Genomic DNA, 26,949 nt, shown 5'->3' on the forward strand with positions numbered 1-26,949 from the left:
CTATGAGTCTGCTTGAACACACCATCTGGACTGTATTGGGGTATGGGGCCATGCCCTTTATCTTCCTGAGCGGGTTCGTGGCAGTGGCAGTGACCTGCTGCCTGCTGCTCAATGCCTTCGGGGTCAAGTCCGCCGAGAAGTGAGTCACTCTCGTTCATGCCGCCAAATGCCAGTCTCACGACTGGCATTTGTTTTTTGTGTCTTCTGAAGCACTTGCCCGCCCCTGATGGGGTAAAGGGAGCGCAAGACGGTCGAACCCGGCGGCCATTTTGATTACACTGACGCCCGGCATGTCCGCCCCCTTCTCTTTTATCAGGTATTCACGACTTCTATGGCGCTCAAGGCAACCATCTTCAAGGCCCAGATCAGCTTGTCTGACATGGATCGCAATCTCTATCAGGACTTCTCCCTCACCCTGGCCCGTCACCCCTCCGAGACCGACGAGCGCATGATGATCCGCCTAGCGGCCTTCGCCTGGCATGCCGCCGAGCGGCTGGAGTTCACCAAGGGGCTCTCTGCCGACGACGAGCCCGAGCTCTGGTGCAAGAACTATTCCGATGAGATTGAACTCTGGATTGAGCTGGGTCAGCCGGACGAGCGCCGCCTCAAGAAGGCATGCAACCGCTCTCGCCAGGTGGTGCTCTACCTCTATGGCGGTCGTGGCACCAGCGTCTGGTGGAAGCAGAACCAGGGCAAGCTCGGTCTGCACGACAACCTGAGCGTCATCGAACTCTCCGACAGCCAGACCCTGCCCCTGGCGGCCATGGTGGAGCGCACCATGCAGCTCACCTGCACCATCTCCGACGGCCAGCTCTGGGTCAGCAACGGCAGCCAGGAGGTGACGCTGGACCCCGTGGTGCTGATGGGACGCCCGGCCCGCGAACTGTAAACGGGATACCCATGTTCAGCGCCCTGCTCAATATCGTCATTCCCGTGTTTGCGGTGGTGGGCCTTGGCGCCCTCTATGGACGGCTGCGACCGGGCGGGGCCCTGGGTTATGTCAACCGGGCCAATATCGAGCTCTTTACCCCGGCGCTGGTCTTCTCAGCCCTGGTGAAATACCCCCTGGATCTGGCGGCGCACCTGCCCCTTGTGGGGGCCGGTGCCCTGGTGATCCTGCTTCCCGGCTCGTTGCTCTCCCTGCTCAAACTCAAGGAGATAGAGCGGGCCGCACTGATCCTGCCCGCCATGTTTCGCAACACCGGCAACCTCGGCATTCCGCTGATGGTGCTCGCCTTTGGCGAGCAGCAGCTCGGCGCCATCGTCATCCTCTTTGTGCTCTCCAACCTGCTCCACTTCTCGGTGGGGATGTTCATCCTCTCCGCCAGCAGCTCCCGCTGGCTCTGGCTGAGAAGCCCCGTGCTCTGGGCCGCCTTCGCCGGGCTGCTGGTGGCCAACCTGCATATCCCGCTGCCGGAATACCTGGTGACCAGCGCCGCTCTGCTCGGCCAGATAGCGGTGCCCCTGATGCTGTTTGCCTTAGGCATCCGGCTGATGGAAGGGGAGCTGGATCATCTGGGGCTGGCCATCAAGTGCAACCTGCTCTACCTGTTGGCGGGGGGCCTCTCCCTGGGGCTCGCCGTCTGGCTGCTGCCCCTCGAACCTGACTGGATACCACTCCTGATGCTGTCGGTGGCGCTGCCCCCGGCGGTATTGAATTACATCCTGTGCGAGCAGTACCAGTGTCAGCCCGACAAGGTGGCCAGTATTGTGCTCGGCGGCAATGCGCTCTCGGTGGTGGTGATCCCGCTGGCGGTCTGGTTGGCGCTGCATCTGGGGAGTTGACCCTGCTCTGTCTTCCTCTTCAAGGACGCCCGATGGCGTCCTTTTTATTGCTATCGTGCATGTCCGATGTTGTTTTGCTCATCGAGTACAGCCGAGCTTGCTCGCGTATCTGACAAGGTTTTGAAGCCGGTTTAGCCGGATAAGGCAGAGAGTGGAAGGGGGAGAAAGGGAATAAAACCGGGCGGCCTTGGCCGCCCTGTTTATTGATGGGGAGCAGGCTGAACCTGGCCATCCTTGCGCAGTTGGGTATAGAGACCAAACCCCGCCAGCAGGCCGGCGAGGGCCAGCAGCCACCAGATGGCGGTGGCGGGGCGGCTGCCCGCATCCCCCAGCATAAAGCCGATGAGCAGGTTGCCAAAGAGCGCCATGCAGCCCCCGGCGCTGGCATAGAAGCCGTAGTAGCTGCCGAGCTGCTCAGGGGGCGCGTAGCGGGGCAGCTGGGCGGCGAAGAGCGGGAAGCAGAGGATGGAGCCCAGGGAAAGCAGGGCCACCTGCGTCAACACGCCTGCCGTCGGCCAGGGTGCCAGCAGGGGCAGGGCGAGATAGCTCAGGCCCATCATGCCTATCCCCAGCCCCATGGCGAGCGGTACTCCCAGGCGGCGCTCCACCAGGCGGGAGGCTGGGAGCTGGAGCAGAACGCCGATCACCGCCGAGAGGGTGAAGACGCCGCCGAGCAGGTGGGTGGCGTCCGGCAGGCTCTGGATATGGGCGGGGAGGGCGAGGTAGAGCTGGTGGAACAGGATCTGGTAGCTGCCTGCCAGCAGGGTGAACCCCATGAAGGGGCGCTGGCGCACTATCTCCCCCCATTGGCGCAAGATGGCGCCACGGGGGCTCGGGTTGCTCACCGGGCGTTTAGGCAGCACCCGGTATTGCAGCACTCCGAGCAGGGCGAAGAGGCTCGCCGCCAGGATCCCCGTCAGGGTATAGCTCTGCTGGGTCAAGGTGAGGCCGACCAGGGGGCCGAGCAGCATGCCCGCCTCGCTGGCCAGATTGTGCAGGGCGAAGGCGCGCTGACGCTGGCTCGGGTTGTGGCATTCGCTGGCAAGGTAGGCCTGGGCGCAGGGGGTGAACAGAGCCCCCGCAAAGCCGGTGAGGGCGGCGGCCAGCAGCAGGATGGGCAGGGACTCGGCCCAGCCCAGCAGCACGAAGCCTAAAGATCGTACCAGGCAGCCCCAGACGATGGCGGGATGGTAGCCGATGCGATCCCCAAGGGTGCCGCCCAGCAGGAAGAGCCCCTGCTGGCTGAAGACCCGCATCCCCATGACGAGGCCACAGGCCCAGCCGGCCAGGCCGAGCCCGCTGCCCATGTGCTGGGCGAGGAAGGGCATCATCATGTAGAAGCCGAGGTTGAAGGCGAGCCCATTGGTGATGAGCAGGCGGGCGGCCGGGCTCATGCCCTGCCAGTCCCGCCAGTAGGAGGCGCCGTTCATGGTCGCCTCCCGCCAGTGCGTGGGGAGGTGGTCGCCGGGGTGGCGCAGGACTGTGTCATGATGTCTTTCGCAGGGTTCTGAGGAAGGGGATGCCGTGCTGATCGTGGCTTATCTCCACCGGCACCTGGTAGAGGCGCTCGATGAGGGCCGCGTCGAGCACCCGGGCGGGGGGGCCGAAGGCCTGCAGATCTCCCCCTGCCAGCACGATCAGCTGATCGGCAAACTGGGCGGCCAGGTTGAGATCGTGCAGCACCACCAGGGTGATCCACTGCTGCTCCCGGGTCTGCTGGCACAGGTGCTCCATCAGTTGCATCTGGTGGTGCAGGTCCAGGGCGCTGACCGGCTCGTCCAGCATCATGATGCGGGGGTCGCGCAGCAGCACCTGGGCGAAGAGCACCATCTGCCGCTGGCCGCCGCTCAAAGAGTAGAGGGGGCGATCCGCCAGATGGGCGATGCCAAGCGCCTGCAGGGCACGGCCGGCGGCCAGGATGTCCTCGTCCGCGAGGCGCATGGAGAGGCTGTCGAGGCGCCCCAGCACCACCACCTCGATGACGCTGAGATCCAGCTCCAGCTGGATGTTCTGGGGCATGTAGCCAAACTGCTGGCGCCACCTGGCCTGCGTCATCTGGCGGGCACTCTGGTCCCCGAGGCGAATGTCGCCACTGTCCGGGGTCAGTTCACCAAAGAGGGTGCGCATCAAGGAGGTCTTGCCGGTCCCGTTCGGGCCGATGATCACATGGACCTGACCCGGATGCAGAGTGAGGCTGAGATCCCGCAGCAAGGTCTGCTGGCCGAGGGAGAGGGAGAGTCGGGATATTTCAAGCACGTTTACGCCCCCTGCCGAGGATCAACCAGATGAAGAAGGGCACGCCAATGAGTGCGGTGACGATGCCGATGGGGAAGAGGGCCCCCGGAATGATGGACTTGGAGAGCACCGAGGCCGCCGAGAGCATGCAGGCGCCGCACAGGGCGGAGAGGGGGATCAAAAAGCGCTGATCTTCCCCCACCAGCATGCGGGCGATATGGGGGGCCACCAGGCCGACGAAGCCGATCACGCCGACGAAGCTGGTGGCGGTGGCGGTGAGCAGGGCGACCAGCACCAGGGTCTTCATGCGCAGTCTGTCGACATTGACCCCGAGGCTGCGGGCGCGGGCTTCCCCGAGGCGCAGGCTGGTGAGGGCCCAGGCATCCCGGTAGATGAGCAGGGTGCAGATCAGGGTGACGACGGCGGTGATGATCAGGGAGTCCCAGGTGGTGCGCATCAGGCTGCCAAACAGCCAGAACAGGATCTGCTGGTTGAGTTCGGGGGAGGAGAGGAACTGCAGCAGGGAGAGCAGGGACTGGAACAGGAACAGCAGGGCGATGCCCGCCAGGATCAGGGTCTGGCTGCTGACATGGCGCATCATGGCCAGACCAAACAGCAGGCAGGCGGCAAACATGCACACAATGAAGGCACCGGCCGGGATGGCCACCAGGGGAGGAAGCCCGAGGCCGCCGGTGTAGAGGGCCAGCGCCGCGCCCAGGCCCGCCGCCGCCGCGAGCCCGAGGGTATAGGGACTGGCGAGGGGGTTGTCCAGCAGGGTCTGCATCTGCACGCCGCCAAGACCGAGGGAGGCGCCGACCACCAGGGCCATGAGGGCGATGGGCAGGCGCATGTCGTGGACGATGGTGCGGGTCATGGGATCGGCCTGGGCGGGGGAAACCAGGGCATCGATCACGTCGTGCAGGGCCAGCAGGGAGGGGCCGGTGGCGATGTCGAGCACCAGGGTAATGCACAGGACCAGGGCGAGCAGCAGGAGCCAGTGCCAGCGACGGCGCTCCCGTTGCCGCTGCCGGGCGAGGGTCTGCTGCAGGGCAGCCAAATCATTCATGATGTCAATCCTGAAACGGGCGCTGCAAGAGGCGCCCACACAATCCAAGAGGGTTGCTGAAGAGGGGGTGGCCGAGGTGGGCCGCACCCGAAGTGCCGGGATTAGCTTGCGTCATCCTGCTTGATGCCCAGCATGAAGGTGCCCTGGGGACGGATGGGCAGGTAGTGCTGGTAGAACGCCTGATAGGTGGCCAGGGGGTCGAGATCCTGGAAGAGGTCCGGATAGAGGGCCTTGGCCATGAACTCGATGAGGGCGGCATCCATGATGCTGCGGGTGGCGCCGTGATAGACCGCGTAGAGGCGACCCTGCTTCACCGCAGGCAACTCGCGCCAGCCCGGACGGGCGGCAAAGCCCTGCAGGCGCTGGCGCACGGTCTTGGCCGACACATCCTGGCCCACCTGCATGGCGACAGCACTGCTCACGCTCTCGTAGCCCGCCATCAGGATCACCTCGGGCTTGCTCGCCAGCAGTTGTTCCGGGTGGATGGGGCCCCAGCGATCGACGAAGGGGGCGGCCACGTTCTCACCGCCCGCCAGCAGGGCCATAGCGCCCCACATGTCCTTGCCATAGGTGTAGCTGTACTCGGCCGGGCCCTTGTCACCCAGCTCGATGTAGACCCGGGGCGGCTTGCGCTTCGCGGCGGCGATGCGCGAGGTGATGGTGTCAATCTTGGCCTTGTACTCGTCGGCCATCTTCCGGGCACGGGCCTCCTGGCCGGTCAGCTTGCCAAGCAGCAGGGTGCTCGCCATGTGCTGTGCCAGGGTCTGGGCGTTGTAGTCGATGACCACCACCGGGATCCCCGCCTGCTCGAGGCGCGGCAGGTCCGCGGCCAGGGCCTCGTATTGCCACTTCGCCAGGATCACCAGATCGGGCTTGACCGCCAGGGTCTTCTCGATGGAGAAGCTCTGATCCTGCACGTTGCCAAGGTCCGGCACTTTGGCCAGTTGTGGCTGGCTGGCCACGTAGAGAGACCAGATGGCGGGACGGGACTTCATGAACCAGCTCAGGGACATGCCCACCAGGCGCTCGGCGCCGCCTTCACCGGCCACGGCCAGGTAATCTTCGGGATAGAAACCGAGCACGATGCGGCTGGCCGGAAGGCTCAGGGAGACCTTGCGGCCCATCACATCTTCCACTTCAACGGGGGGGGCGGCCTGCGCCATCCAGCTCGCCAGGACGAGCTGGCCGAGCAGCAGCAACTTTGCCAGGGGGTGACGAAACATCTTGTAGCACCTCGGGAATAGAGACGGTCAAAAAAAGAAAGTGAGAACTATTGCCATTCGCGAGCGCAAAAGCAACAAACCTTTGTGCCATCCCCTCTCTTGTTATTTATGTCACTACTGGAACCCATGCCACCGCGGCACAACACCCTGCTCCAATAGAAGCCCTCTCTCTGTTTGCATGGAAAAAGGGTGGCCCGTGGTGCCCATCTTGCCGCGTGTGGAGCAGGGTACTGGCCGCCGCACCTCTCGCGCTCTCAACCCTGGAGTCTGTCCGATGTCTAGTCTCCCTGGCATGGCACCGCCAGAGGTGGCGACGATTTCCTGCGCACCGATGACGGACACTGTCCATTCGGGTATTGCCCGTCACCTGCACGCAACATTTTGTTGTCATTGTTAGCCAGCTCCCAGCGGCTCCGCCGTCAAAGGGGCAGAGTAGGCCCGCCGCGGGATCATGGCACCGAATCGTCATGATCTCGCCGGCAACAAGGTGCTGCGGCCCGCCTTGCGCGGGGCGCCAATAACACGAACTGCAAATAAAAAAAGGAAACTGACCATGTCAGGAAGACATTCTCTCGTGGCGCTGGCCGTCGGGCTGGCGCTCGCTGGACAGGCGCAGGCGCAACTGCTTATCACCGAATACCTGGAAGGGTCCGGCAACAACAAGGCGCTGGAGCTGAGCAACCTCGGCAGCGACGCCGTCGATCTCTCCCAATACCGGCTGGCGCTCTATGCCAACGGCAAACCCCTCACCGAGGCCCCCACCAACAGCCTGGCGCTGCAGGGCACCCTGGCGCCGGGGGCCAGCCTGGTGCTGGCCAATCCCTCCGCCAGCAGCGAGATCCTGGCCAAGGCCAATCAGACCAGCGGCAACCTGGTGTTCAACGGTGACGACGCCCTGGTGCTCTATCGCGGCAGCGAGCTTGTGGACAGCTTCGGCCAGGTGGGGGTGGATCCGGGCACGGCCTGGGTCTCGGGCGGCGTCTCGACCCTGGACATGACCCTGCGCCGCAAGGCCACCGTCACCACGGGCCGGGTCGATGCGACCGCCCCTTTCGATCCGGCGCTCGAATATGTGGCTGCTCCCAAGGATGACGCCAGCGGTCTGGGTTGCAGCGGCGATGGTCCCTGCGATGGCACCCAGCCGCCCGCCTTCGTCTGCCCGGTGGATCAGTTGGTGCCCGTGCCCGCCATTCAGGGCCCCGGCAGCAGCAGCCCGCTGGTGCCGGCCGGCAAGTTTGAGTCCGAACAGGCCTATGCCACCCGCGGCGTGGTGACCCAGGTGGTGAGCGGCCTCTACAAGGGCTTCTTCATTCAGGACGTGCAGGGGGACGGGGAGCCGGCCACCTCCGACGGTCTCTTCGTCTACAGCACCAAGGCCAACGCTGCCGTCGTGCCGGGGGCCGAGGTGTGCGTCTCGGGCAAGGTGAAGGAGTATTTCAACCAGACCCAGCTCAGTGCCGACGAACTGGCGGTGACCCAGCCTGCCGGCGCCGTGCCGGCGGCGGTGGATCTGGTGCCGGTGGCGGGGGAGAGCCTGAGCCAGCTGCTGGAGCGTCACGAGGGAATGCAGGTGAGGCTGGTGCCCGAATCCAGCCTGGTGGTGACCCGCAACTTCAGCTTCGATTACGACGGCAAGCGCAACAACCTGGTGCTCTCTTATGGTGCGCCGCTTATCAAGTCGACCCAGAAATTTGCGGCCCAAAGCGAGGAGGCAAGCAACTGGGCCCTGCGCAACCAGCAGAACCAGCTGGTGGTGGAGACCGACGCCAAGGCGCCGGATGGCGTGCTGCCCTGGTTCCCCGGCTTCAATGCCGAGGACGGTTACCTGCGCATCGGCGACAGGCTCAACGGGCTGGAGGGGGCCCTCGGTTACTCCTACAACCTGTTCAGGCTGGTGGCGAACAATCGCATCGACGCAAGCCAGATAGATCACAGCGGCTGGGATCGGGTGGAAACCCCCGAGCTCGCCGAGGCGGGGGATCTGCGGGTCGCGAGCTTCAACGTGCTCAACTTCTTCACCACTGTCGTGGGAGGGGATGCCAACCCCACCGGCAGCAACCGGGGCGCCCTCACGGTGGCGGAGTTCGAGCTGCAGCGCACCAAGATAGTCAGCGCCATTACCCGCCTCAATGCCGACGTGGTGGGGCTGATGGAGATCGAGAACAACGGCTATGGCGACAACTCCGCCATCGCCAACCTGGTGGGGGCCCTCAACGCCGCCCAGCCGGACGAGGCGGATCACTACCGCTGGATTGCCTCGCCGGATGGCAAGCCCATCGGCACCGACGCCATCACGGTGGGCCTCATCTACCGGCCCGCCAAGGTGACCCCGGAGGGGGCCGCCAGCCTCATCGCGCTGCCGGTGCAGCAGGCCGAGGCGCAGGACGCCAGCGGCAAGCCGGTGACCATCAACCAGGGGATGCGCGAGTCGCTGGTACAGCGCTTCAGCTCGCCCAAGGGGGATGCGCCCCTGACCCTGGTGGTCAACCACCTCAAGTCCAAGGGCTCCGCCTGCTTCGAGGATTACCCCGACTACGCCACAGCCGATCCCCTCGATGGCCAGGGCCACTGCAACGCGCTGCGGGTCTCCGCCGCCAAGGTGCTGGGGGAGACCCTCAAGGATTTGGCCGGGGATCTGCTGCTTATCGGCGACATGAACGCCTACGGCATGGAGGACCCCATCCGGGTGCTGACCGACTATGATCCGGCCGCCCAGTCGCGCCAGATCATGAGCGCCTCCTTCACCACATTGGCGGGTCAGCCCTTCGAAGAGAGCGGCAGCGCCCTGGGCAAGGGATATGGCCTTATCAACCTCAACACCCGCTTCCACGGCACCGACACCTACTCCTACAGCTATGAGGGAGAGCTCGGCAACCTAGATCACGCCCTGGCCAATCCGAGCCTCGCGGCCAAGGTGATCGGCATCGAGGATTGGCACATCAACTCCGCCGAGAGCAACTTCTTCGAGTACGGCAGCAAGTACAGCGGCCAGCTGGCGAAATCCGAGGGGCCCTTCAGCGCCTCGGATCACGACCCCGTGCTGGTGGCCATCCAGTATCCGCTGCCCCCCGCCGGGGTGTTGAGCCTCGAGAGCGCCGCCGCCAGCGTGGAGGAGGGCAACACCCTGTCCCTGACCGTCAGCCGCAGCGATGGCAGCCATGGGGAGGCCAGCGTGAGTTATCGCATCGCCTACGGCAGCGCCGATGCCAACGACGTGGCGCCGCTTACCGGCACCCTGCACTGGGCCGCCGGGCAGAGCGACAGCCAGACCATCAGCATCCCGGTGAAGAGCGACACCCTGCGCGAGGGGGACGAGACCTTCACCCTGGAGCTCTATGATGCGAGCGGCGCGGCCCTGGGGGATCAGCACCAGACCCTGGTGACCATCAAGGACAAGCTGGCGCCGTCCACCATTGCGCTGGCTCACCCCACCATGACGGTGAACGAGGAGCAGTGGTTTGCCGAGATCCCCCTGGTGCGCACCGGCGATCTCAGCAAGCCCGCCCGTGCCAGGGTGAGCCTTGAGGGGATCACGGCGCGCTGGGGGCTGGACTTCCTGCCCTGGCTCGGCCAGTCGGTGAGCTGGGCCGCGGGCGAGGGGGGAAGCAAGTCGGTCAAGGTGCTGGTCATCGATGACTGGTTCGTCGAGCCCACCGAGCAGTTCAGCGTGAGCCTCGAGAAGCTGAAAGGGGCCCAGCCGGGCGCCGTCCAGCAGACCCGGGTCGACATTCTGGACAACGACAAGTCCTGGTGGCCCTTCGGTCGCCACTGAGGATGATTGAGCAACAAGAAAGGGGCCTGCGGGCCCCTTTCTGTTGAGAAAACTTTTGTTGGGAAGACCTGTTGCAGACAGGTTGGGTTGCGAAGATGAAAAAGGCCCACCATCGTGGTGGGCCTTCTTCATGGCAGGGCGCTCCTAACGGAGTATCAACCCTGCGCGTTGCTCAGTACCAGCTTGCCATCCTTGACCGGAATGGTGGGGCCGGGTTGCTTCTCCATGCGTACCACCCCTTCCTGGCCGGCGAGGCGGTAGGTGACGTCATAGCCGATGGTGCGGGTGCTGCTCTCCTGCACCGTCTTGCAGCGCTGCTCCGTGGTGGTGTAGGTATCACCCGCCTGCATGTTGCCCTGCACCTGATTCCCGGCATAACCCCCTGCCACGGCACCGGCGGCGGTGGCCACCTTCTTGCCGCTGCCACCGCCAAACTGGTGGCCGACCACGCCGCCCAGGGCCGCGCCAACCACGGTACCCAGGATCTTGTGCTCGTCCTGCACCGGCTTGCGGTGGGTCAGGGTGACGTTGCGGCACTCCTGACGCGGCGTCTTGATGGTCTCGGTCACCGGCTTGCTGGCCAGCACCTCGGCAAACTGGGGCTCTGATGAAAACAGGGATCCGCTGGCGACCGCCGACAATGCCAGCGCAGAGGCCACACCGATCCCGACACCTGCCAACATGGATTTGTTCATCACTCTTCTCCTCGTACTCATACCCGTTGAGGGCTTGGGATCATTCTTGGCATTTTGCGCCGCAGGCTCAAGGCAAGGGCCACGGGATCGCGACAGGGGCTGACTGCGCAAAAAGTGACCGCGCAAAAATAGCGTCGGCGATTGGCGACAGGGGGAGCAGGGCCGAGGGCCCCTAAGACGTTTCGCTAATACCTGGGATCTGCCCCCCTTGATACCCTTTCATCCGGTTCCAGCCGGCATCCTGGCCCCGCATCAGGGCGCAATGCCGGTCGTGGTGAACCGCGAGAGCCACCCCGTTTTGTGTCCCTGTGAGGAAGGATCCGATGACAGAGCAGAACATGTACGACGCCGGCCTTGGCAAGACGCCCGCCAATTTCGAGGCGCTGACCCCCTTGAGCTTTCTGGGGCGGGCCGCCCGGGTCTATCCCGACTATCCGGCGCTGATCCACGGCACCCTGCGCCAGAGCTGGGCCCAGACCGAGCGGCGCTGCCGCCAGCTCGCCTCGGCCCTGCGCCGTCGCGGCATTGGCGAGGGGGACACAGTCTCCATCGTCGCCCCCAATGTGCCGGCCATGTTCGAGGCGCACTTCGGGGTACCCATGAGCGGCGCCGTGCTCAACACCATCAACACCCGGCTCGATGCGGACGCCATGGCCTTCATCTTCCAGCACGCCCAGAGCAAGGTGGTGCTGGTGGACCGGGAGTTCGGCGCCGTGGTGCGAAAGGCGCTCTCTCTCATTGACAGCCAGCCCTTGGTGATCGCCATCGACGATCCCCTCTACCGGGAAGGGGAGCTGGTCGGCGAGCTCGACTACGAGGGGTTCATCGCCCTGGGGGACGGGGACGAACCCGGCTGGCTGCCGGCGGACGAGTGGCAGGCCATTTCCCTCAACTACACCTCCGGCACCACGGGGAACCCCAAGGGGGTGGTCTATCACCATCGCGGCGCCCACCTCAATGCGATCAACAATGCCCTCTCCTGGGAGCTGCCCAAGCACCCGGTCTACCTCTGGACCCTGCCGATGTTCCACTGCAACGGCTGGTGCTTCCCCTGGACCCTGGCGGCCACCGCCGGGGTGAGCGTCTGTCTGCGCCACGTGCAGGCGGCGGCCATCTACGGGGCGCTGCGCGAACACAAGGTGAGCCATTTCTGCGCCGCCCCCATCGTGCTCAATATGCTCAACAATGCCGATCCGGCCCTCAAACAGGGACTCGACCACCCCGTCAAGGCGATGACGGCGGGGGCAGCGCCACCCGCCACCGTGATCGCCGGCATGGAGGCCATGGGGATCGCCGTGACCCATGTCTATGGCCTCACCGAAACCTATGGCCCCTGCGTGGTGTGCGAGCCGCAAAGACGCTGGCAGGGGCAGGATGCCGCCACCCTCTCCCGTCTCAAGGCGCGCCAGGGGGTGGCCTCCCCCCTGCAAGGGGAGATGCGGGTCATCAACCCCGTCAGCGGCGAGCCGGTTCCCATGGATGGCAAGACCCTGGGAGAGATAGTGCTGCGGGGCAACATCGTCATGAAGGGCTACCTCAAGAACCCGGCGGCGAGCGAAGAGGAGATGGCACAGGGATGGTTTCGAAGCGGGGATCTCGCGGTCTGGCACCCGGACGGCTATGTGGAGATCAAGGACAGATCCAAGGACATCATCATCTCCGGCGGGGAGAACATCTCCAGCCTGGAGGTGGAGGATGTGCTCTATCGCCACCCCGATGTGGAAGAAGCCGCGGTGATTGCCATGCCGGACGAGACCTGGGGGGAGGTGCCCTGCGCCTTCGTCAAGCTCAAGGAGGGGCGCGAGCTTACCCAGGCCGAGCTCATTGCGTTCTGCCGCGAGCAGATGGCCCACTTCAAGGCCCCCAAGCGCATCATCTTCACCCCGCTGCCCAAGACCTCCACCGGCAAGGTGCAGAAATTTATGCTGCGCAAGCAGCTGGAGTAGAACGGGAAGTCACAGTCATGTGAAGGTTTAAGCTGGCGCCATATTGCCTCGGGGTGATATGGCGCCAATTCCTATGTTCATCAAACTCTTTTGGATCTCACTCTGGTAATATCCTGCTCAGTATCGGAACAGGAAAACACTATGACGGTTGCAGCATTTGATTGGAGTGAGCCACTTCCATGGGCTGGCCCGGGAGCCATCGACGGAGTGGTGGAGGATTTGGCAGGTGACAGGCTGGGCCGCGCTCGCTATGCCGAGTTTTTGAGCAACTATCTGGCGGCAGAGGGCAAGCAGCGCAACTATGTGCTGAACCTCAATGCCGAATGGGGTGCAGGCAAGACCTGGTTTATCAAGCGCTGGTATATGGAACTTAAAGAGTGCTATCCCACCGTTTATATCGACGCCTGGCAGCAGGACTTTTCCGATGATCCCTTGTTGACGGTGATCTCGTCGATTATTGAACAATTGAGAGACGCCACCGGAAATAATGTTGCCGTACCTGATGGCATCAAGTCCAGGCTATTGGGGTTGCTTAAGGTCGGCGGAAAATTGGTGATCAAGTCAGCCATTAAAAAGGCTGGGCTGGAGGATGGTGATTTCTCTTTGGAAAGTGAAGATGCAGATCAGTTAGTTGATACTCTCTGTGGCGCTGTTTCCCAAATCAACCATCAAGCCACAACTGCCCCAGCCCCAAGTGACCGTTACACTCGGGGCTTTCTGACAGGCAGACCAAGGGTATTCAGTTTGTTTATGGCACTGACATACGCCATGACTTCTCCCACTTGGCCATTGTAGTTACGCAGACTGATTCTCCCTGCCAGCAACTGCTTGAACCGATACATCGCCGTTTCCGCCAGCGAGCGACGGTGATACCCCGATATCTTCTTCCAGTGCGCCAGCCCTTCCTTGCGCATCACCAGCACAGCCTCATTTCTTGGATGTCCTTTTTCCCATAGCCCAGCGTTCTTGCGAGGCGGGATACAGGCTGTCGCCCCTTTGCGCGAGATTAGCTGATGGCTGGCTTTGCTGTCATAGGCGCCATCCGCATAAACACGTCCCAGCTTGCGCCGCAGTGGGTTGAGCAAGGTCGGCAACACCTCGGCATCATGGACATTTTCCAGCGAGACTTCCGCCGCCACGATATCGTGGGTCACCGGGTCTACCGCCAGATGCAACTTGCGCCACACTCGCCGCTTCTCGGCGCCGTGTTTTCTGACCTTCCACTCGCCTTCACCAAATACCTTCAGGCCCGTCGAATCGATAACCAAGTCAGTGATGCGCCCCTTAGAGGGCTGTCGATAAGCCACCGCCACCGTGCGTGCTCGCTTGCTGACACAGCTGTAATCGGGGGCACAAAGCGGTACGTTCATCAACTCGAACAGGGAGTCGAGTAGTCCCTGGGTGGCCCGCAGAGTGAGGTTGAAAATCCCCTTGAGCATCAGGAAGGTGCAGATGGTCTGGTCAGTGTATAGTTGGCTGCGGCCCCGCCGCCCATGATGGCCGTGGTGAAACCAGTTGTTCATGGCCTCGGCATCAACCCAGAAGGTGAGTGAACCACGGTTAATCAAAGATTTGTTGTATGTAGGCCAGTTGGTGATGGGGTGAAGCGACGTGCTCATGATGCAGACTTGAAGGAGATGGTGGTGATCAGATCACCAAGTCCTCAGTTAGTTCCATTCAAGCTGCATCGATTTGGGCAACAACGCCACTCTCTGTAGTAATCATAGAGAGCGTTATGAATCTATCCAGTATCTTAAAAAAGAGATCCGGCAATGGGTTGAGGCCGCTGTTTCTGCTAACTTGGATCAATTGGATGACAAAGGTCGTTTGGATTATCCCGCCTTTATTTTGATTGATGAGCTGGATCGCTGTCGTCCCTCCTATGCGGTAGAAATGCTGGAAACCATCAAGCATATCTTCGATATCTCTGGTGTGGTGTTTGTGCTCGCAACGGATACCGAACAACTTCAGCATGCTATCAAGGTAATTTATGGTGAAGGCTTTGATGCGGAGAGCTATCTTGGACGATTTTTTCATAGACGATTTACGTTAGGCAGTATCTCTCGGCGAGAGTTTATTCAACAGACAATAGCAGATAAAGAATTGCATTTTGAGCATGTCAAGGTATGGCCGGAGATAACTGATACCCAAGTATTGGTAAATATATTGACAGCTGTCAGTGATCATTTTTTATTGAGCTTAAGAAAAACAGAGCAAGTGTTGGATAGAACGTTTGCTTCCATCGTGAATTATCAAGGATGCACATTAAATCTAATTTTTCTTGTTTACTTGTTCTCTCTGTGCGAGAAAAACAATGAAGATTATCGCGCTGTAGCGGATGGCAAAATGCCTACGACAGATAACCATCCAAAGCTAAAAGGTTTCAATACACTAATGAATGAGTATGGAGAGCAATACTTTCAATGCTTTATAAAAGCAGGAAGTGCCATAGGAAGTTATGTTGAGGATGTCGATTATGAACGATATTTAAATCCATTTAGAGATGGTGAATATATGGTTTCATTAAAGAACGTTTTGCTCATGTCTTATGAAAACCTATTCAAACCGGGTTCAGATGATGAATGTTCTTATCGTTTAATCACGTTGGCAAAAGATTGTGCTAAGCGAATGCGAAATTTGACTGTAGAAGAAAATACTATATTGGCCGAAAAAGAGCTGTCACAGTTGGAGCGACGTTTAGCAACGTATAAGAATTTAGTAGAGCTGGCAGTACACCTTGACTAAATAAAGCCGGGAAATCCCGGCTTTATTATCAGATCACTTGGTGTGGCGCTCATGCAGGCGCTGCACCACATCCTTCAAACCCAAGCCTTCGTTTTGCAGCAAGACGGTCAGGTGGTAGAGCAGGTCAGCGGATTCGTTGATGAGCTCTTCTCTGTCTTTCGCCATGGCGGCCAGGGCCACTTCCACCCCCTCTTCACCCACCTTCTGGGCGATGCGCTTGGTGCCTTTGCCATAGAGGCTGGCGGTGTAGCTGGTGGCGGGATCTGCCCCTTTGCGTGATGCCAGGATCTGTTCGAGCTCGGCCAGGAAGCCGAGCGGCGGCACGGGGTGGCCGTCGAAGCAGGAGGGGTTGCCCAGATGGCAGGTGGGGCCGACCGGGTCGGCGGCAATGAGCAGGGAGTCCTGATCACAGTCGGTGGTGATGGCGACGAGCTTGAGCACATGGCCCGAGCTCTCGCCCTTGGTCCACAGGCGCTGCTTGCTGCGGCTGAAGAAGGTGACCTGGCCGGTGGTCTGGGTCTTTTCCAGCGCCTCGCGGGTCATGAAGCCCTGCATCAGCACTTCGCCGCTGAGGGAATGCTGGACGATGGCGGGGATCATGCCCTCACACTTGGCCCAGTCCAGGCGCTCGGCCAGCGGCAATGCATTGTCTACTGCTTGATTATTCACGGATGGCGACTCCTTCGTTTTTCAGCCAGCGTTTCAATTCGGGAATGGGAATGAGGCCCTTGTGGAACACGGAGGCGGCCAGCGCCCCGTCCACGTCGGCCAGGGTAAAGGCATCGCGAAAGTGCGCCATGGCCCCGGCGCCGCCGGAGGCGATGAGGGGCACCTTGCACACGGCGCGCACCAGCTTGAGCTGCTCAAGGTCGTATCCCTGACGCATGCCGTCCTGGTTCATCACGTTGAGCACTATCTCCCCCGCGCCCCGGCGCTGCACTTCCTGTACCCACTCCAGGGTGGTCCAGGTGGTGGTGCGGGTGCGGCTCTCGTCGCCGGTAAACTGTTTGACCTGATATTGACCGAGGGCGGCATCGAAGTAGGAGTCGATACCCACCACCACGCACTGCACGCCGAAGCGCTCGGCGAGCCGGGTGATCAGGGTGGGATCGGCCAGGGCGGGGGAGTTGATGGAGACCTTGTCGGCACCGAATTCCAGGATCTGGCGGGCATCCTCCACGCTCTTGATGCCGCCGGCGACGCAGAAGGGGATGTCGATGACTTCCGCCACCCGGCTTACCCAGCTCTTGTCTACTACCCGTTCGTCGCTCGAGGCGGTGATGTCATAGAAGACCAGCTCATCGGCGCCCTCGGCGGCGTAGCGGCGGGCGAGGTCGACAATGCCGCCCATCACCTCGTGGTTGCGAAACTGCACGCCCTTGACCACCACGCCATCTTTGACGTCGAGGCAGGGGATAATACGCTTTGACAACATGCTCATTGCTCCATGTAAAGCACGGTTAAAGAAACGTCGTTCTGCCGCCGGCGTTGGCCCGGGCGGCGGACGGGAACAGGGTTGGCATGCCTTGAACGGGGGCCCCTGACGGGGGAAACGACAGGCCCGGCAGGCCGTCTAGTCGCCTCTGGGCACCCCACTATATGCATGACTTCATTCAGTGATTCAACCCTTTGTCGCCCTTCACCTGCCCCGGATGGCAGGCTGGCGCCTCGGGGAGGGGAGCCCGATCGTCCGGGTGGGTCTCGTCCGTTGCCATATGCTGGCGCAGGGTGAGCAGGGCGGCATCAAAATCAAACGCCTTCAGTTGCCTGGTCAGGGTGTCGCTGCGAGACCCCAGCATGAGGCGAAGGGGACCGGCATACTGCTCGTAGAGGGGGATCACGGCGGTGTCGCTTTGCACCAGCAGGGCTTCCATCTGGCCCAGCAATTGCTGGCGCCACTGATCTCCCAGGGGCACCAGATCGGTGGTCGGGGCGGCGAGATCGTCCCCGAGCAGAGCGCAAAGGGTGGCAATCTCCTCATCGATGGATGACATGAGTCCGGTGGGCTCAGTGTCGCCGCCCGCGATGGCCTGCTCCAGGGCCAGGCAGTGGCGCGATAGCTCATGTGCCCCCAGGGTGCTCGCCACGCCGCGCAGGCTGTGGGCCATGCGGGTCGCATCGCTGTGCTCCCCGGCCTGCAAGTGGCAGTGCAGCCGGGCCATGTCCTGGCCATGCTCATGGATGAAGTAGCGAAGCAGGGCCAGGTATTTCTCCTGATTGCCGTTGAGGGTCGCCAGCCCCTGGTCGAGATCCAGACCCGGGTGTGCCTGCAGGCGGGCAAGGGAGTCTGTCACGGGATGACGAGTGCTGTCGTCAGGGGCAAGCTCGGGGACCTTGCCCTGGGGCAACCAGCGCTGCAGGGCGTCAAAGAGCTTGGCGGGGGTGACGGGCTTGGCAATGAAATCGTTCATGCCGGCCGATGCGCTCGCCTTTCTGTCCTCCTCGAAGGCGCTGGCGGTGAGCGCCAGAATGGGCAGCCTGTCCATGCCGGGCAGGGCCCGGATGGCGCGGGTGGCGCTGTAGCCATCCATCACCGGCATCTGTATGTCCATCAGGATGAGGTCGAAGGGGTGCTGGCTGACGCGGGTCAGGGCCTCCTGGCCGTTGACGGCCGTCTCGATGACGAGGCCGCTGTGGCACAGGAGCTCGAGCACCACTTCCCGGTTGATGGCGTTGTCTTCCACCAGCAGGACTCGGGCGTGGCGAGGGAAGCTGAAGGACTGTTGGTTCCCCTGCTCGGACGGGGTCCGGGAAGGGGCGTCCTCCTTTGCCTTGAACAGCCTGGCGGTAAACCAGAAGCAGCTTCCCTGGCCAGGCTCGCTAGTGACTCCGACCTCCCCCCCCATCAGGGCGGCGATCCGGCTGGTGATTGCAAGGCCAAGGCCAGTGCCGCCATATCTGCGAGTGGTGGAGACATCCGCCTGTTCGAACGCCTGGAACAGCTTCTCGCGCTGTGCAGGGGTGATGCCGATGCCGGTGTCTTCCACCTCGAAGCGCAGCAGGTAGCCGGTGGTGAGGGGGCGGGCCAGCTTGACGCGCAGGGTGACGGTTCCTTGCTCGGTGAACTTGATGGCGTTGGCCGCATAGTTGAGCAGGGCCTGGCGCAGGCGGGTGATGTCGCCGTGCACCCAGGCGGGGGTATCGCCGATGTCCGTCACTATGGTGAGCCCCTTGGCCCTGGCCTGGTCGCTCATCAGGGTGCGGACGTTGTCCAGCATGGCGGTGAGGGAGAAATCGGTCAGATCCAGCGTCATCTTGCCCGCATCTATCTTGGAGAGATCCAGGATGTCGTTGAGGATGCTGAGCAGGTGCTGGGCGGCAGTGTCTATCTTGGTCAGCCGTTCGAGGTCGGTGGGATCCCGGGTGTCGCGCTTGAGCAGATAGGTGAGCCCCAGGATGGCGTTCATGGGGGTGCGGATCTCGTGGCTCATATTGGCAAGGAAGGCGCTCTTGGCGTGGTTGGCGCTTTCGGCCCGCTGGTGGGCCTGGGCCAGCTGCCGGGTGCGCTCGTTGACCATCTCCTCCAGGTGGTAGCGATACTGGTCCAGCTCCTCGCCGAGCTGCTTCTTCTCGGTGATGTCGGCCTGGACCGTGACGTAGTGGGTGATTTCGCCGCTCTCCTGGCGGATCGGCGACACCGTGGCCAGCACCTGGTAGTGGGAGCCATCCTTGCGCTGGTTGATGAATTCGCCATGCCAGCGCTGGCCGTGGTTGATGGCATCCCACAGGGCGACATAGCTGGCATCCGGGGTGAGGCCAGAGCGCAGCAGGGACGGGGTCCGGCCTATCACCTCGTGCTGCTGGTAACCGCTGGCGGCGAGGAAGGCGGGGTTGACGTATTCGATGCGCGCCCGGGTGTCGGTGATGAAGACGCCGTCAGGGCTCTGTTCGAGGGCCAGGGACAACTGGCGCAACTGCTGCTCGGCCAGCTTGCTCTGGGTGATGTCCAGATGGATGCCAAGGAGGCGCACGGGCCGCTGCTGGGCGTCCCGGTAGACACTCCCTTTGCTCACCAGCCAGCGGATGCCGCCATCTGGCAGCAGGATCCTGAACTCCAGCTCGACGGGGGCGCCGCTGACCGCCCGCTCCGCCAGCAACTGCTCGATGCGGGGCCTGTCATCCGGATGCAGGCAGGCTTGCCAGGCGGCCAGCTCGCCGAGCGCCTCGGCACTGCGGCCATAGAGGCGGGCGCATTCCGGCGAGAAGAAGAGGCGGTTGCTGACCATGTCCCATTCCCAGATGCCGACATGGGCTCCTTCCTGGGCCATCAGCAGGCGCTGTTCGCTCTCGCGCAGGGCGCTGCTGACGGTTTCGGCGCGCACCCGTGCACTGATGGCGTCGTCCATCAGGTTCAGGGCTGCGAGGCGAGCACGACGCTGGGTATCGAGCGCCATCTGCTGATTGTGTTGCAGGCGCTGCTCCGCGAGCTTGCGCTCCGTGATGTCCTGCACAGTGCCGTAGAGCTCGAGTATGGTGCCATCCCTGTCCCTGAGCGCCGCCCCGCGGGCAATGACCCAGGCGGTCTCCCCCTGCTCCGTGATCACTTCGGCATCGCACTCGTAGGGCTGCCCGTCCATCCTGCAGCGCTCGACGGCCTGGGCCACCGTGTGCCACCCCTCCTGAGTGAAGTATTTTCTGACCTCGGGATAGACGGCGGGGGGAGGGCCGGATCCCGGCCATAGATGCGATAGATCTCCGGTGACCAGAAGTGGCTGTCATCGGCCACGCGCCAGCGCCAGTTCCCTATCTTGGCGAGACGCTGGGACTCGCGCAGTATGGCTTCGTTGCGGCGCAGCGCCTCCTCGGTCTCCTTGTTCTGCCGGTTGTCCTCGATGATGGAGATGAAGTAGTCGGGATTGCCTTCGGCGTCGCGCACCAGGGCCACCGTCAGAGTGGTCCAGATGATCTCGCCCCCCTTGTGCAGGTAGCGCTTCTCCAGGGTGTAGTGGGGGATTGTCCCCGCCAGCACCCGGGCGATGTGGACCTCATCGAGGTAGAGATCGTCCGGGTGGGTCAACTGCTGGAATGTCATCCCGGTGAGCTCGTCGGCCCGGTAGCCCAGGATGTGGCACAGTCGCTGATTGACACGCAGCCAGTGTCCATCGGGGGAGACCAGGGCGATGCCGACCGCCGCCTGTTCGAAGGTGACCTGGAAGCGGTTCTCGCTCTGCTGCAACTGGTTCTGGGTGTTCATCAGCTCCTGCCAGCGCAGGACCTCTCTGGCCCGGGCGCGATGAAAGGCGGCACTGAGCACGCTGATGAGCAGACCGTTGGCGATGAGCAGGCACCATTGCACCAGATCCTGGCCAGCCTCGACACTCAGTGAATAAATGGGGGGGAGCATGAAATAGCTGGTGACCAGGGCGGTGATCAGGGTGCAGAGCAGACCTGGCAACAAGCCCCCCAACAGGGCGCAAACGATGATGGGCAGCATGAAGAGAACCAGCTGCGGTCGCTCGCCAAATGCGATGGGCAGCTGGACCCGGATTTGCAACATCAGAACGGGCAGCAGCACGGCCAGCAGGGAGATCCCCCAGCGCTGGGTGGAGGGGCGCACATGCCACAGGGGTGACCAGCTCATCATGGGAGATCCTCCGGAGGCATGGGGGCCTGGGGATAGGGGGGCGGCACTCCGAGCTGACGGGAGAGCCCGTTGATCTGGTGCTTGAGGGCCAGCATGGCGAGTTCCCTGTCCACCATCACCTTGTTGAACCGCTCCAGCTCATGGTTCTGCTGGCGCAGCTCGCTGGCCTGGCGGGTCAGGGCCTGTTCAACCTGCTCCCGTTCGGTGACATCGAGCAGAATGCCGATGATGGCGGGCTGGCCGAGGTAGTCGACGCGCCGCCCGTACAGCTCGACCTCCAGGGATTCCCCGTGCTGATGCAGGGCACTGAAGCGGGTGTGGATATCGCGCGCGTCCTGCTCGCACGCGTGCACCAGCTCGGCGACCCGGGTGCTGTCCTTGGGAGCAGCAAGGGCGTGTAACTGGCCAACGGCGATCAGCGCCCCCGGGGTGTCATAGCCAAACAGTCGGGCAAAACAGGGGTTGATGTAGCAGAGCCGACCCTGCTGGATGATGTAGATCCCGGCAAGGGATTGCTCCACCAGGGCACGGAACAGCCCCTCCCGCTCTCGCAAGTCGGCCTCGGCCCGTTTGAAGTTCGTGATGTCCCGAGAGATGCCGAAGATCCCGATCACCTGCCCCTCGCTGTCTTGCAAGGGACCCTTGGTTGCGAGAAACACATGCTCGCCATCGGGCAGGGTCAGGTACTCCTCCTCGGTCTGCACCCGGTTGCGCTCTATGACCTGGCGCCCGGATGCCATCAGCATCTGCGCCTGCTGCGGCGGGAAGAGCGTCAGATCATCCTGGCCCAGCACCTCGTCAACCGGCTTGCCGACAAACTGGCTGGCGGCCCGGTTGAAGAGGATGTATCTGCCCTCCTTGTTCTTGGCGAAGATGGCGTCTTCCGAGCTGTCGGCGATGGCGGAGAGCAGTTGCAACGCCTCCAGCCGCTGGGACTGGGAGTACTGGAGCTGTTCGGCCATCTGCAGCCGGGTGTGCTGGCGCAGCAGGATGATGCCGGCGTTGGTGACAAAGAGCACCAGCAGGCCGATGAGACCGATCCAGACGCTCTCCTTGAAAGTGGCCTGGTAGAGTTCCGCCTTGTCGATCTTGGCCAGCAGATACCAGTCCGTGTTCATGACCGGATAGACAACCCCGAAGACCTCGCTACCCCGGTAATCCTGGCCATAGAGTACCTGGGGCGTGCCGCGTTCGGCGAGCCGCAAATACTGGGCTGCCAGCAGGGTGGGGTGGGTGACGGGATAGTGCAGGGTGAGAGCCGGTTCCGGGCGATGGCGCAGGCTACTCAGATAGTGGACCTGATCCCCCTGCTGGCGAAAGAGTATGGCTTCTCCGCTGCTGTCTGGGACGGGCCAGGCCCCCAGGATCTGATCGAGCCAGCGATTTGCGCTTATCTGCATCACCAGCACGGGGGCAGGTCCTGCAGCGACCTCCAGATTGACCAGAAAGTCCAGCCTGGCGTGGCCGCGATCATCGAGATAGGGACCAAGACGCATGACTTTGCCCTGCTCGAGCCGTGTCAGGGCGTCACGCAACGTGGCATTCATGGTGTCGCCACCCGGGGTATGCCACAGGGGCTGTCCGGCAGGATTGAACACGGCCGCACCGTGAAATCCGCGTACCGAGATGAATTCGAGCAGCCTTGCCAGTGGTGGCGTGATCGCTTCGGGTGAGGATGGTGCTTGTCCGGGACGATAGAAATCAGTACTGCCCAGACCCTTTATGAGCTGGTGAATATCCTGCTCGTGGGTTCCGAGCCACTCGGTGACGCGCTGGCTCTTGAGATCCGCGATGGCTTCGAGACGAGCCACCTCCTTGTTGCGTGCCAGTTCGATGTTGCGGGCGATGGCCATGGCGGTCAGGGCCAAAATGAGCCCGTTGAGCAACAGGAAGGGGATCCATTGACGCCGCGTAAAGACAGGTGTGCTGCCGGTGGTGTCAATGCGACGACGCAGCATGGCATAAAGCATGAGGGCCGTGATGAGGATAAAGAGCCAGCCCTTGATGGTGCTTGCCATGGCGAACTGGGCAGGGGTGCTGAACAGCCACTCCACCGCCTTGTCGGAGAGCAGGATCCACAGGCTTGCCACGGCGGCATAGGTGAGCACGACGTTGAGCACATGTGCCCGGGTCAGAGGAGCCTCAGCCATCCACGGCCTCGCTGCCATCCTGGTAGCGTTCGGCAATGGTGACGAATGCGTCGAAATGGCGATCGAAGGCGGTCACGACATCGGGATCGAAATGGTGGCCGCTGCCGGAGAGGATGAGGGCGCGAGCCTCGTCGTAGCTCATGGCCGGCTTGTAGACCCTGGCGCAGATGAGGGCGTCAAACACGTCTGCCAGCGCCATCAGGCGAGCCGAGAGGGGGATGGCGTCCCCTTGCAAGCCGTCCGGGTAGCCGCTGCCATCCCACTTCTCGTGGTGCCAGTGGGCGATCTCCTTGGCCAGGGTGAGGAAGGCCAGGGGCTGCTCCATGTCCTGTTCGGCCTCCTCAATGGCATCGCTGCCGAGCTTGGCGTGGGTGCGCATGATCTGCCACTCCTCCGGAGTCAGCTTGCCCGGCTTGAGCAGGATGTGGTCGGGAATGCCCACCTTGCCGATATCATGAAGCGGTGCGGAGCGGCTCAGCAGGTCGATGTAACCCGGGGTCAGGGTATCGGCGAAACGGGGGTGATCAGCCAGGGCGCTGGCCAGCAGACGTACGTAGCCCTGGGTGCGCAGGATATGGTTGCCGGTTTCGGGGTCGCGGATCTCCGCCAGATGGGCGAGTGCGCGGATGGAGACCTGCTGGATCAGGTCGTTTTCCGCCATTCGCCGCGCGACCTCGGCTTCCAGCGCCGCATTCTGGTTTTGCAGGCCGTCACGGGCCTGCTTGGCCTCCAGCTGGGTGCGCACCCGGGCCTGAACGACCACCGGCTTGATGGGCTTGGTGATGTAATCGGCAGCGCCGAGGGAGAGGCCGAACTCCTCGCTCTGGGGGTCGGCGAGGGCGGTGAGCAGAACGACGGGAATACGGCTGCTGATCGGGGACTGACGCAATTGCCTGAGCACTTCATAACCATCCATGCCGGGCATCATCACATCCAGCAGGATGAGGTCAGGCTTTGGATCCGCGCTGACGATGCGCAGGCATTTTTCCCCGCTCTGCGCAGCCAGCACGCGGTAATGAGGCGAAAGCAATTCGGTCAGTACCATCAGATTTTCGGGTGAGTCGTCGACGATCAGGATGGTGGCGTTGTGAGGTGTCAACATATGTCTTCCATGACGCTATCCCTGTGAGGTCGAGTATAGAGCCAATTGCTGCCAAATAATAAGGTTCGCCCCCATCGGGGAGAAAGAGGCCTGCCCGGATGGGCAGGCTGTCTGATGCCGGAAAGGGGCGCGTCACGCAGCGCGGCCGTCACCCCAGCAGCGAATGGCTTCTGCCACGTCAAACTTGCCCTCCAGCAGGGCACGGCCGAGGATGATCCCCTTGACGCCGGTTCCCTTGAGCGCCTCGATATCCGCCAGACCGCCGATACCGCCGGAGGCCTGGAAGCCGACGCTCGGGTAGCGGGCACAGAGATCCCGGTAGAGTTCGACGTTGGTGCCCGCCAGGGTACCGTCACGGCTGATGTCGGTGCAGAGCACGTGTCTGAGTCCGGCGGGGAGGAAGCGCTCGATCAGCGCCTCGATGGAGATGCCGCTGTTCTCCTGCCAGCCAGCCACTGCGATGTGGCGGTTGCCCTGTTCATCGATGTTGACATCCAGGGCCAGCACGATGCGCTCGGGACCATATTTCTCCATCCAGCTGGCCACCAGATCCGGGGATTTGACGGCGGTGGAACCGATCACCACCCGGCTGGCGCCGGCCGCCAGCAAGTCTGCCACATCCTGTTCGCTGCGCACGCCGCCGCCGACCTGCACCGGTGCCTCGGTGGCGGACAGCAGCTGGGCGATGAGGGCCAACTGGCGGGCCTTGGCATCCTTGGCGCCGTCCAGATCCACCAGGTGCAGCTGCGCCGCCCCCTGGCTGACATAGTCATCGAAGCGGGCCTGCGGGTTGTCGCTGTAGGCGGTTTTCTGGCCGTAGTCGCCCTGGTAGAGGCGCACGACCTGACCGTTGATAAGGTCGATTGCGGGAATAATCATGCCTGTCATAGCTCCAGAAAGTTTTGCAGTAGGCGGGCACCGGCCGGGCCGGATCGCTCCGGGTGGAATTGGGCGCCAAAGAAGTTGTCCCGCCCGACGATGGCGGTAAAGGGCAGGCCGTAGTCGCAGGTCGCCAGGGTTGCGTCGGTCACCTCCAGCGCATAGGAGTGGACAAAGTAGAAGTAGCTGCCGCTGGGGATGCCTTTGAGTAGCGGGTGGGTCTCGTCGTGTTCAATCTGGTTCCAGCCCATGTGGGGCAGGCGCAGGTTGCCCACCTCCATCAGGCGGATCCTGCCAGGCACGATGCCGAGGCAGTCGATGAGCGCTCCTTCGCTGCCATCGGCGCTCATGTTCTCTTCCGAGGCCTGTGCCAGCATCTGCATGCCGAGGCAAAAACCGAGCAGCGGCTGCTTGGCGGCGCGAATGAGGGGCACCAGTTCCCGCTCATTGAGGTTCTTCATGGCGGCGATGGCAGTGCCGACGCCGGGCAGGATCAGCTTGTCCGCCTGCTCGATGTCGGCGGCCTTGCAGCTCACCCTGGGCTGCACGCCGAGGCGCTCGAACGCCATGCGCACCGAGGTGAGGTTGGCGCAGCCGGTGTCGATGATGACCAGGTTCTGTCTCCCCATCACAGCACCCCCTTGCTGGAGGGAAGCTCGCTCCCTTCCACGCGAATGGCCTGGCGCAGGGCGCGCCCAAAGCCTTTGAACAGCGCTTCCACCTGATGGTGGGTGTTGCCGCTGCCCACCTTCATCTGCAAGGTGATGGCCATGGCGTCAGAGAGGGAGCGGAAGAAGTGGGGTACCATCTCGGTGGCCATCTCTCCCACGCTGTCGCGACCAAAGCCGCTCGGGCAGTCGAACACGAAGTAGGGACGGCCGCTCAGATCCAGCGCCGTGGCAACGTCCAGCTCGGTCAGCGAGGTGTTTTCAGCCTCCTGGCGGGGACGCCCGTCGATCACCGCCTGCACCTCGTCCATCGCCAGCACGAAGCCGAAGCGGCCGATGCCGCGCTTGTTGCCAAGGGCCTGGCGCAGGGCTTGACCCAGCGCCAATCCCACATCTTCCACCGTGTGGTGATCGTCGATGTGCAGATCGCCGCTCACTTTGAGCTTGAGGCGAAAGCCCGCGTGGGTCGCTATCTGATCCAGCATGTGATCGAAGAAGCCGATGCCGGTGGCGATCTGGTTGCCACCGCTCTTGTCGAGATCCACCGCCACCTGGATGCGGGTCTCCTTGGTGTAGCGCTCCACCTCGGCCACGCGCCCCTTGGAGAGCAGCTGATCACGAATGGCATTCCAGCCGTGATCTTGCGGGTGGTAGCGTATGCCGCGGATGCCCATGTTCTCGGCAAGCTGGATGTCGGTCTGTCTGTCGCCAATCACGAAGGAGTTGGCAAAGTCGATGCGGCCCGAGGCGAGATACTCCTTCACCAGCCCAAGGTGAGGCTTGCGGCAGCTGCAACCGTCGGTGGGGAAGTGGGGACAGATCAGCACTTGCTCCCAGGTAACACCCTGGGATTCGAAGAGGTGCATCATCAGGTCGTGGGGCGGCTGGAAGTTTTCAAGGGGCAGGCTGGCGGTGCCGAGCCCATCCTGGTTGGTCACCATCACCAGCACGTAGCCGGCGGCCTGGAGCTCACGCAGCACAGGTATCACCATGGGCTCGAAGCGCAGCTTCGCAAGGCTGTCCACCTGCTTGTCGGTGACCGGCTCCTCGATCAGGGTGCCGTCACGGTCGATAAACAAAAACGGGGTTTTCATCGCTA

20 protein-coding genes and 1 pseudogene are annotated in these 26,949 nt (G+C 62.7%); 7 read left to right on the plus strand and 14 right to left on the minus strand.

All coding sequences use genetic code 11. The features are described from left to right. Positions 1–2: 2 nt before the first annotated feature. The 3 genes from C2U47_RS20850 to C2U47_RS20860 all read left to right on the plus strand — a co-directional run bounded on the left by C2U47_RS20850 (position 3) and on the right by C2U47_RS20860 (position 1,785). Positions 3–143, plus strand: coding sequence for a TIGR02808 family protein (locus C2U47_RS20850; RefSeq protein WP_010674670.1), 141 nt, complete (start codon positions 3–5; stop codon positions 141–143). 188 nt (positions 144–331) lie between these two features. Beyond that, entirely contained in the window at positions 332–889 is a 558-nt protein-coding gene (locus C2U47_RS20855; RefSeq protein WP_010674671.1) for a YaeQ family protein, read from the plus strand. Positions 890–900: 11 nt separating this feature from the next. Beyond that, on the plus strand, positions 901–1,785 hold the full coding sequence (locus C2U47_RS20860) for an AEC family transporter (protein WP_010674672.1): 885 nt from the start codon (positions 901–903) through the stop codon (positions 1,783–1,785). Positions 1,786–1,985: 200 nt separating this feature from the next. Here the strand turns inward: C2U47_RS20860 and C2U47_RS20865 are convergent, their stop codons facing one another. From C2U47_RS20865 to C2U47_RS20880, 4 genes are all read right to left on the minus strand, one after another. Continuing rightward, the gene (locus C2U47_RS20865; RefSeq protein ID WP_010674673.1) at positions 1,986–3,215 is read right to left on the minus strand and encodes an MFS transporter; all 1,230 of its coding nucleotides are present in this window, start codon (positions 3,213–3,215) and stop codon (positions 1,986–1,988) included. 55 nt (positions 3,216–3,270) lie between these two features. Beyond that, the gene (locus C2U47_RS20870) at positions 3,271–4,041 is read right to left on the minus strand and encodes an ABC transporter ATP-binding protein (protein WP_010674674.1); all 771 of its coding nucleotides are present in this window, start codon (positions 4,039–4,041) and stop codon (positions 3,271–3,273) included. Further along, positions 4,034–5,086, minus strand: a complete 1,053-nt coding sequence (locus C2U47_RS20875) for a FecCD family ABC transporter permease (protein WP_010674675.1) — start codon at positions 5,084–5,086, stop codon at positions 4,034–4,036. The genes C2U47_RS20870 and C2U47_RS20875 overlap by 8 nt, the downstream gene beginning before the upstream one ends. A gap of 101 nt (positions 5,087–5,187) precedes the next feature. Next, on the minus strand, positions 5,188–6,309 hold the full coding sequence (locus C2U47_RS20880; RefSeq protein ID WP_010674676.1) for an ABC transporter substrate-binding protein: 1,122 nt from the start codon (positions 6,307–6,309) through the stop codon (positions 5,188–5,190). Positions 6,310–6,862: 553 nt separating this feature from the next. On the opposite strand from C2U47_RS20880, the gene C2U47_RS20885 reads away from it, so the two are divergent. Further along, positions 6,863–10,081, plus strand: coding sequence for an ExeM/NucH family extracellular endonuclease (locus tag C2U47_RS20885; protein WP_029314502.1), 3,219 nt, complete (start codon positions 6,863–6,865; stop codon positions 10,079–10,081). 155 nt (positions 10,082–10,236) lie between these two features. On the opposite strand, the gene C2U47_RS20890 is transcribed toward C2U47_RS20885, so the two are convergent. Continuing rightward, complete coding sequence (locus C2U47_RS20890; RefSeq protein WP_010674678.1) at positions 10,237–10,776, minus strand: glycine zipper 2TM domain-containing protein; 540 nt, start codon at positions 10,774–10,776, stop codon at positions 10,237–10,239. Positions 10,777–11,099: 323 nt separating this feature from the next. On the opposite strand from C2U47_RS20890, the gene C2U47_RS20895 reads away from it, so the two are divergent. Both C2U47_RS20895 and C2U47_RS20900 read left to right on the plus strand, forming a co-directional pair. Further along, positions 11,100–12,722 (plus strand): acyl-CoA synthetase, encoded by a 1,623-nt coding sequence (locus C2U47_RS20895; RefSeq protein ID WP_010674679.1) that lies wholly within the window; start codon positions 11,100–11,102, stop codon positions 12,720–12,722. Between the two features lie 141 nt (positions 12,723–12,863). Continuing rightward, on the plus strand, positions 12,864–13,517 hold the full coding sequence (locus C2U47_RS20900; RefSeq protein WP_010674680.1) for a KAP family P-loop domain-containing protein: 654 nt from the start codon (positions 12,864–12,866) through the stop codon (positions 13,515–13,517). Here the strand turns inward: C2U47_RS20900 and C2U47_RS20905 are convergent. Continuing rightward, a complete protein-coding gene (locus tag C2U47_RS20905) occupies positions 13,424–14,341 on the minus strand; it encodes an IS5-like element ISAs13 family transposase (RefSeq protein ID WP_005345606.1) in 918 nt (305 codons plus the stop codon). The two genes, C2U47_RS20900 and C2U47_RS20905, sit on opposite strands and share 94 nt — an antisense overlap. Before the next feature lie 73 nt (positions 14,342–14,414). Here C2U47_RS20905 and C2U47_RS20910 point away from each other — a divergent pair, with 73 nt between their 5' ends. Next, positions 14,415–15,467 (plus strand): KAP family P-loop NTPase fold protein, encoded by a 1,053-nt coding sequence (locus C2U47_RS20910; protein WP_010674682.1) that lies wholly within the window; start codon positions 14,415–14,417, stop codon positions 15,465–15,467. A 33-nt stretch (positions 15,468–15,500) separates the two neighbouring features. On the opposite strand, the gene hisIE is transcribed toward C2U47_RS20910, so the two are convergent. From hisIE to hisB, 8 genes and pseudogenes are all read right to left on the minus strand, one after another. Then, positions 15,501–16,136, minus strand: a complete 636-nt coding sequence (hisIE, locus tag C2U47_RS20915) for a bifunctional phosphoribosyl-AMP cyclohydrolase/phosphoribosyl-ATP diphosphatase HisIE (RefSeq protein WP_029314506.1) — start codon at positions 16,134–16,136, stop codon at positions 15,501–15,503. Beyond that, positions 16,129–16,902, minus strand: a complete 774-nt coding sequence (hisF, locus tag C2U47_RS20920; protein WP_010674684.1) for an imidazole glycerol phosphate synthase subunit HisF — start codon at positions 16,900–16,902, stop codon at positions 16,129–16,131. The genes hisIE and hisF overlap by 8 nt, the downstream gene beginning before the upstream one ends. A 178-nt stretch (positions 16,903–17,080) precedes the next feature. After that, positions 17,081–21,051, minus strand: a pseudogene (locus C2U47_RS20925) (PAS domain S-box protein). Next, a complete protein-coding gene (locus C2U47_RS20930; RefSeq protein WP_010674687.1) occupies positions 21,048–23,201 on the minus strand; it encodes a PAS domain-containing protein in 2,154 nt (717 codons plus the stop codon). Before C2U47_RS20930 ends, C2U47_RS20925 begins: the two are co-directional and overlap by 4 nt. After that, on the minus strand, positions 23,194–24,303 hold the full coding sequence (locus C2U47_RS20935) for a response regulator (protein WP_010674688.1): 1,110 nt from the start codon (positions 24,301–24,303) through the stop codon (positions 23,194–23,196). The genes C2U47_RS20930 and C2U47_RS20935 overlap by 8 nt, the downstream gene beginning before the upstream one ends. A 132-nt stretch (positions 24,304–24,435) precedes the next feature. Further along, on the minus strand, positions 24,436–25,182 hold the full coding sequence (gene hisA / locus C2U47_RS20940; RefSeq protein ID WP_010674689.1) for a 1-(5-phosphoribosyl)-5-[(5-phosphoribosylamino)methylideneamino]imidazole-4-carboxamide isomerase: 747 nt from the start codon (positions 25,180–25,182) through the stop codon (positions 24,436–24,438). 5 nt (positions 25,183–25,187) lie between these two features. Further along, positions 25,188–25,811 carry an imidazole glycerol phosphate synthase subunit HisH gene (gene hisH, locus C2U47_RS20945; RefSeq protein WP_010674690.1) on the minus strand — a complete coding sequence of 208 codons (624 nt, stop codon included), beginning with the start codon at positions 25,809–25,811 and terminating at the stop codon, positions 25,188–25,190. Beyond that, positions 25,811–26,944, minus strand: coding sequence for a bifunctional histidinol-phosphatase/imidazoleglycerol-phosphate dehydratase HisB (gene hisB, locus C2U47_RS20950; RefSeq protein ID WP_010674691.1), 1,134 nt, complete (start codon positions 26,942–26,944; stop codon positions 25,811–25,813). Before hisB ends, hisH begins: the two co-directional genes overlap by 1 nt. Positions 26,945–26,949: the final 5 nt, after the last annotated feature.

This window comes from Aeromonas sp. ASNIH7, assembly GCF_002903485.1.
Taxonomy (GTDB): Bacteria; Pseudomonadota; Gammaproteobacteria; order Enterobacterales; family Aeromonadaceae; genus Aeromonas; species Aeromonas caviae.

Coding starts and splice junctions, on each gene's coding strand:
- C2U47_RS20850 (WP_010674670.1), top strand. CDS start 3: ATGAGTCTGCTTGAACACACCATCTGGACTGTATTGGGGTATGGGGCC.
- C2U47_RS20855 (WP_010674671.1), top strand. CDS start 332: ATGGCGCTCAAGGCAACCATCTTCAAGGCCCAGATCAGCTTGTCTGAC.
- C2U47_RS20860 (WP_010674672.1), top strand. CDS start 901: ATGTTCAGCGCCCTGCTCAATATCGTCATTCCCGTGTTTGCGGTGGTG.
- C2U47_RS20865 (WP_010674673.1), bottom strand. CDS start 3,215: ATGAACGGCGCCTCCTACTGGCGGGACTGGCAGGGCATGAGCCCGGCC.
- C2U47_RS20875 (WP_010674675.1), bottom strand. CDS start 5,086: ATGAATGATTTGGCTGCCCTGCAGCAGACCCTCGCCCGGCAGCGGCAA.
- C2U47_RS20880 (WP_010674676.1), bottom strand. CDS start 6,309: ATGTTTCGTCACCCCCTGGCAAAGTTGCTGCTGCTCGGCCAGCTCGTC.
- C2U47_RS20885 (WP_029314502.1), top strand. CDS start 6,863: ATGTCAGGAAGACATTCTCTCGTGGCGCTGGCCGTCGGGCTGGCGCTC.
- C2U47_RS20890 (WP_010674678.1), bottom strand. CDS start 10,776: ATGAACAAATCCATGTTGGCAGGTGTCGGGATCGGTGTGGCCTCTGCG.
- C2U47_RS20895 (WP_010674679.1), top strand. CDS start 11,100: ATGACAGAGCAGAACATGTACGACGCCGGCCTTGGCAAGACGCCCGCC.
- C2U47_RS20900 (WP_010674680.1), top strand. CDS start 12,864: ATGACGGTTGCAGCATTTGATTGGAGTGAGCCACTTCCATGGGCTGGC.
- C2U47_RS20905 (WP_005345606.1), bottom strand. CDS start 14,341: ATGAGCACGTCGCTTCACCCCATCACCAACTGGCCTACATACAACAAA.
- hisF (WP_010674684.1), bottom strand. CDS start 16,902: ATGTTGTCAAAGCGTATTATCCCCTGCCTCGACGTCAAAGATGGCGTG.
- C2U47_RS20930 (WP_010674687.1), bottom strand. CDS start 23,201: ATGGCTGAGGCTCCTCTGACCCGGGCACATGTGCTCAACGTCGTGCTC.
- C2U47_RS20935 (WP_010674688.1), bottom strand. CDS start 24,303: ATGTTGACACCTCACAACGCCACCATCCTGATCGTCGACGACTCACCC.
- hisA (WP_010674689.1), bottom strand. CDS start 25,182: ATGATTATTCCCGCAATCGACCTTATCAACGGTCAGGTCGTGCGCCTC.
- hisH (WP_010674690.1), bottom strand. CDS start 25,811: ATGGGGAGACAGAACCTGGTCATCATCGACACCGGCTGCGCCAACCTC.
- hisB (WP_010674691.1), bottom strand. CDS start 26,944: ATGAAAACCCCGTTTTTGTTTATCGACCGTGACGGCACCCTGATCGAG.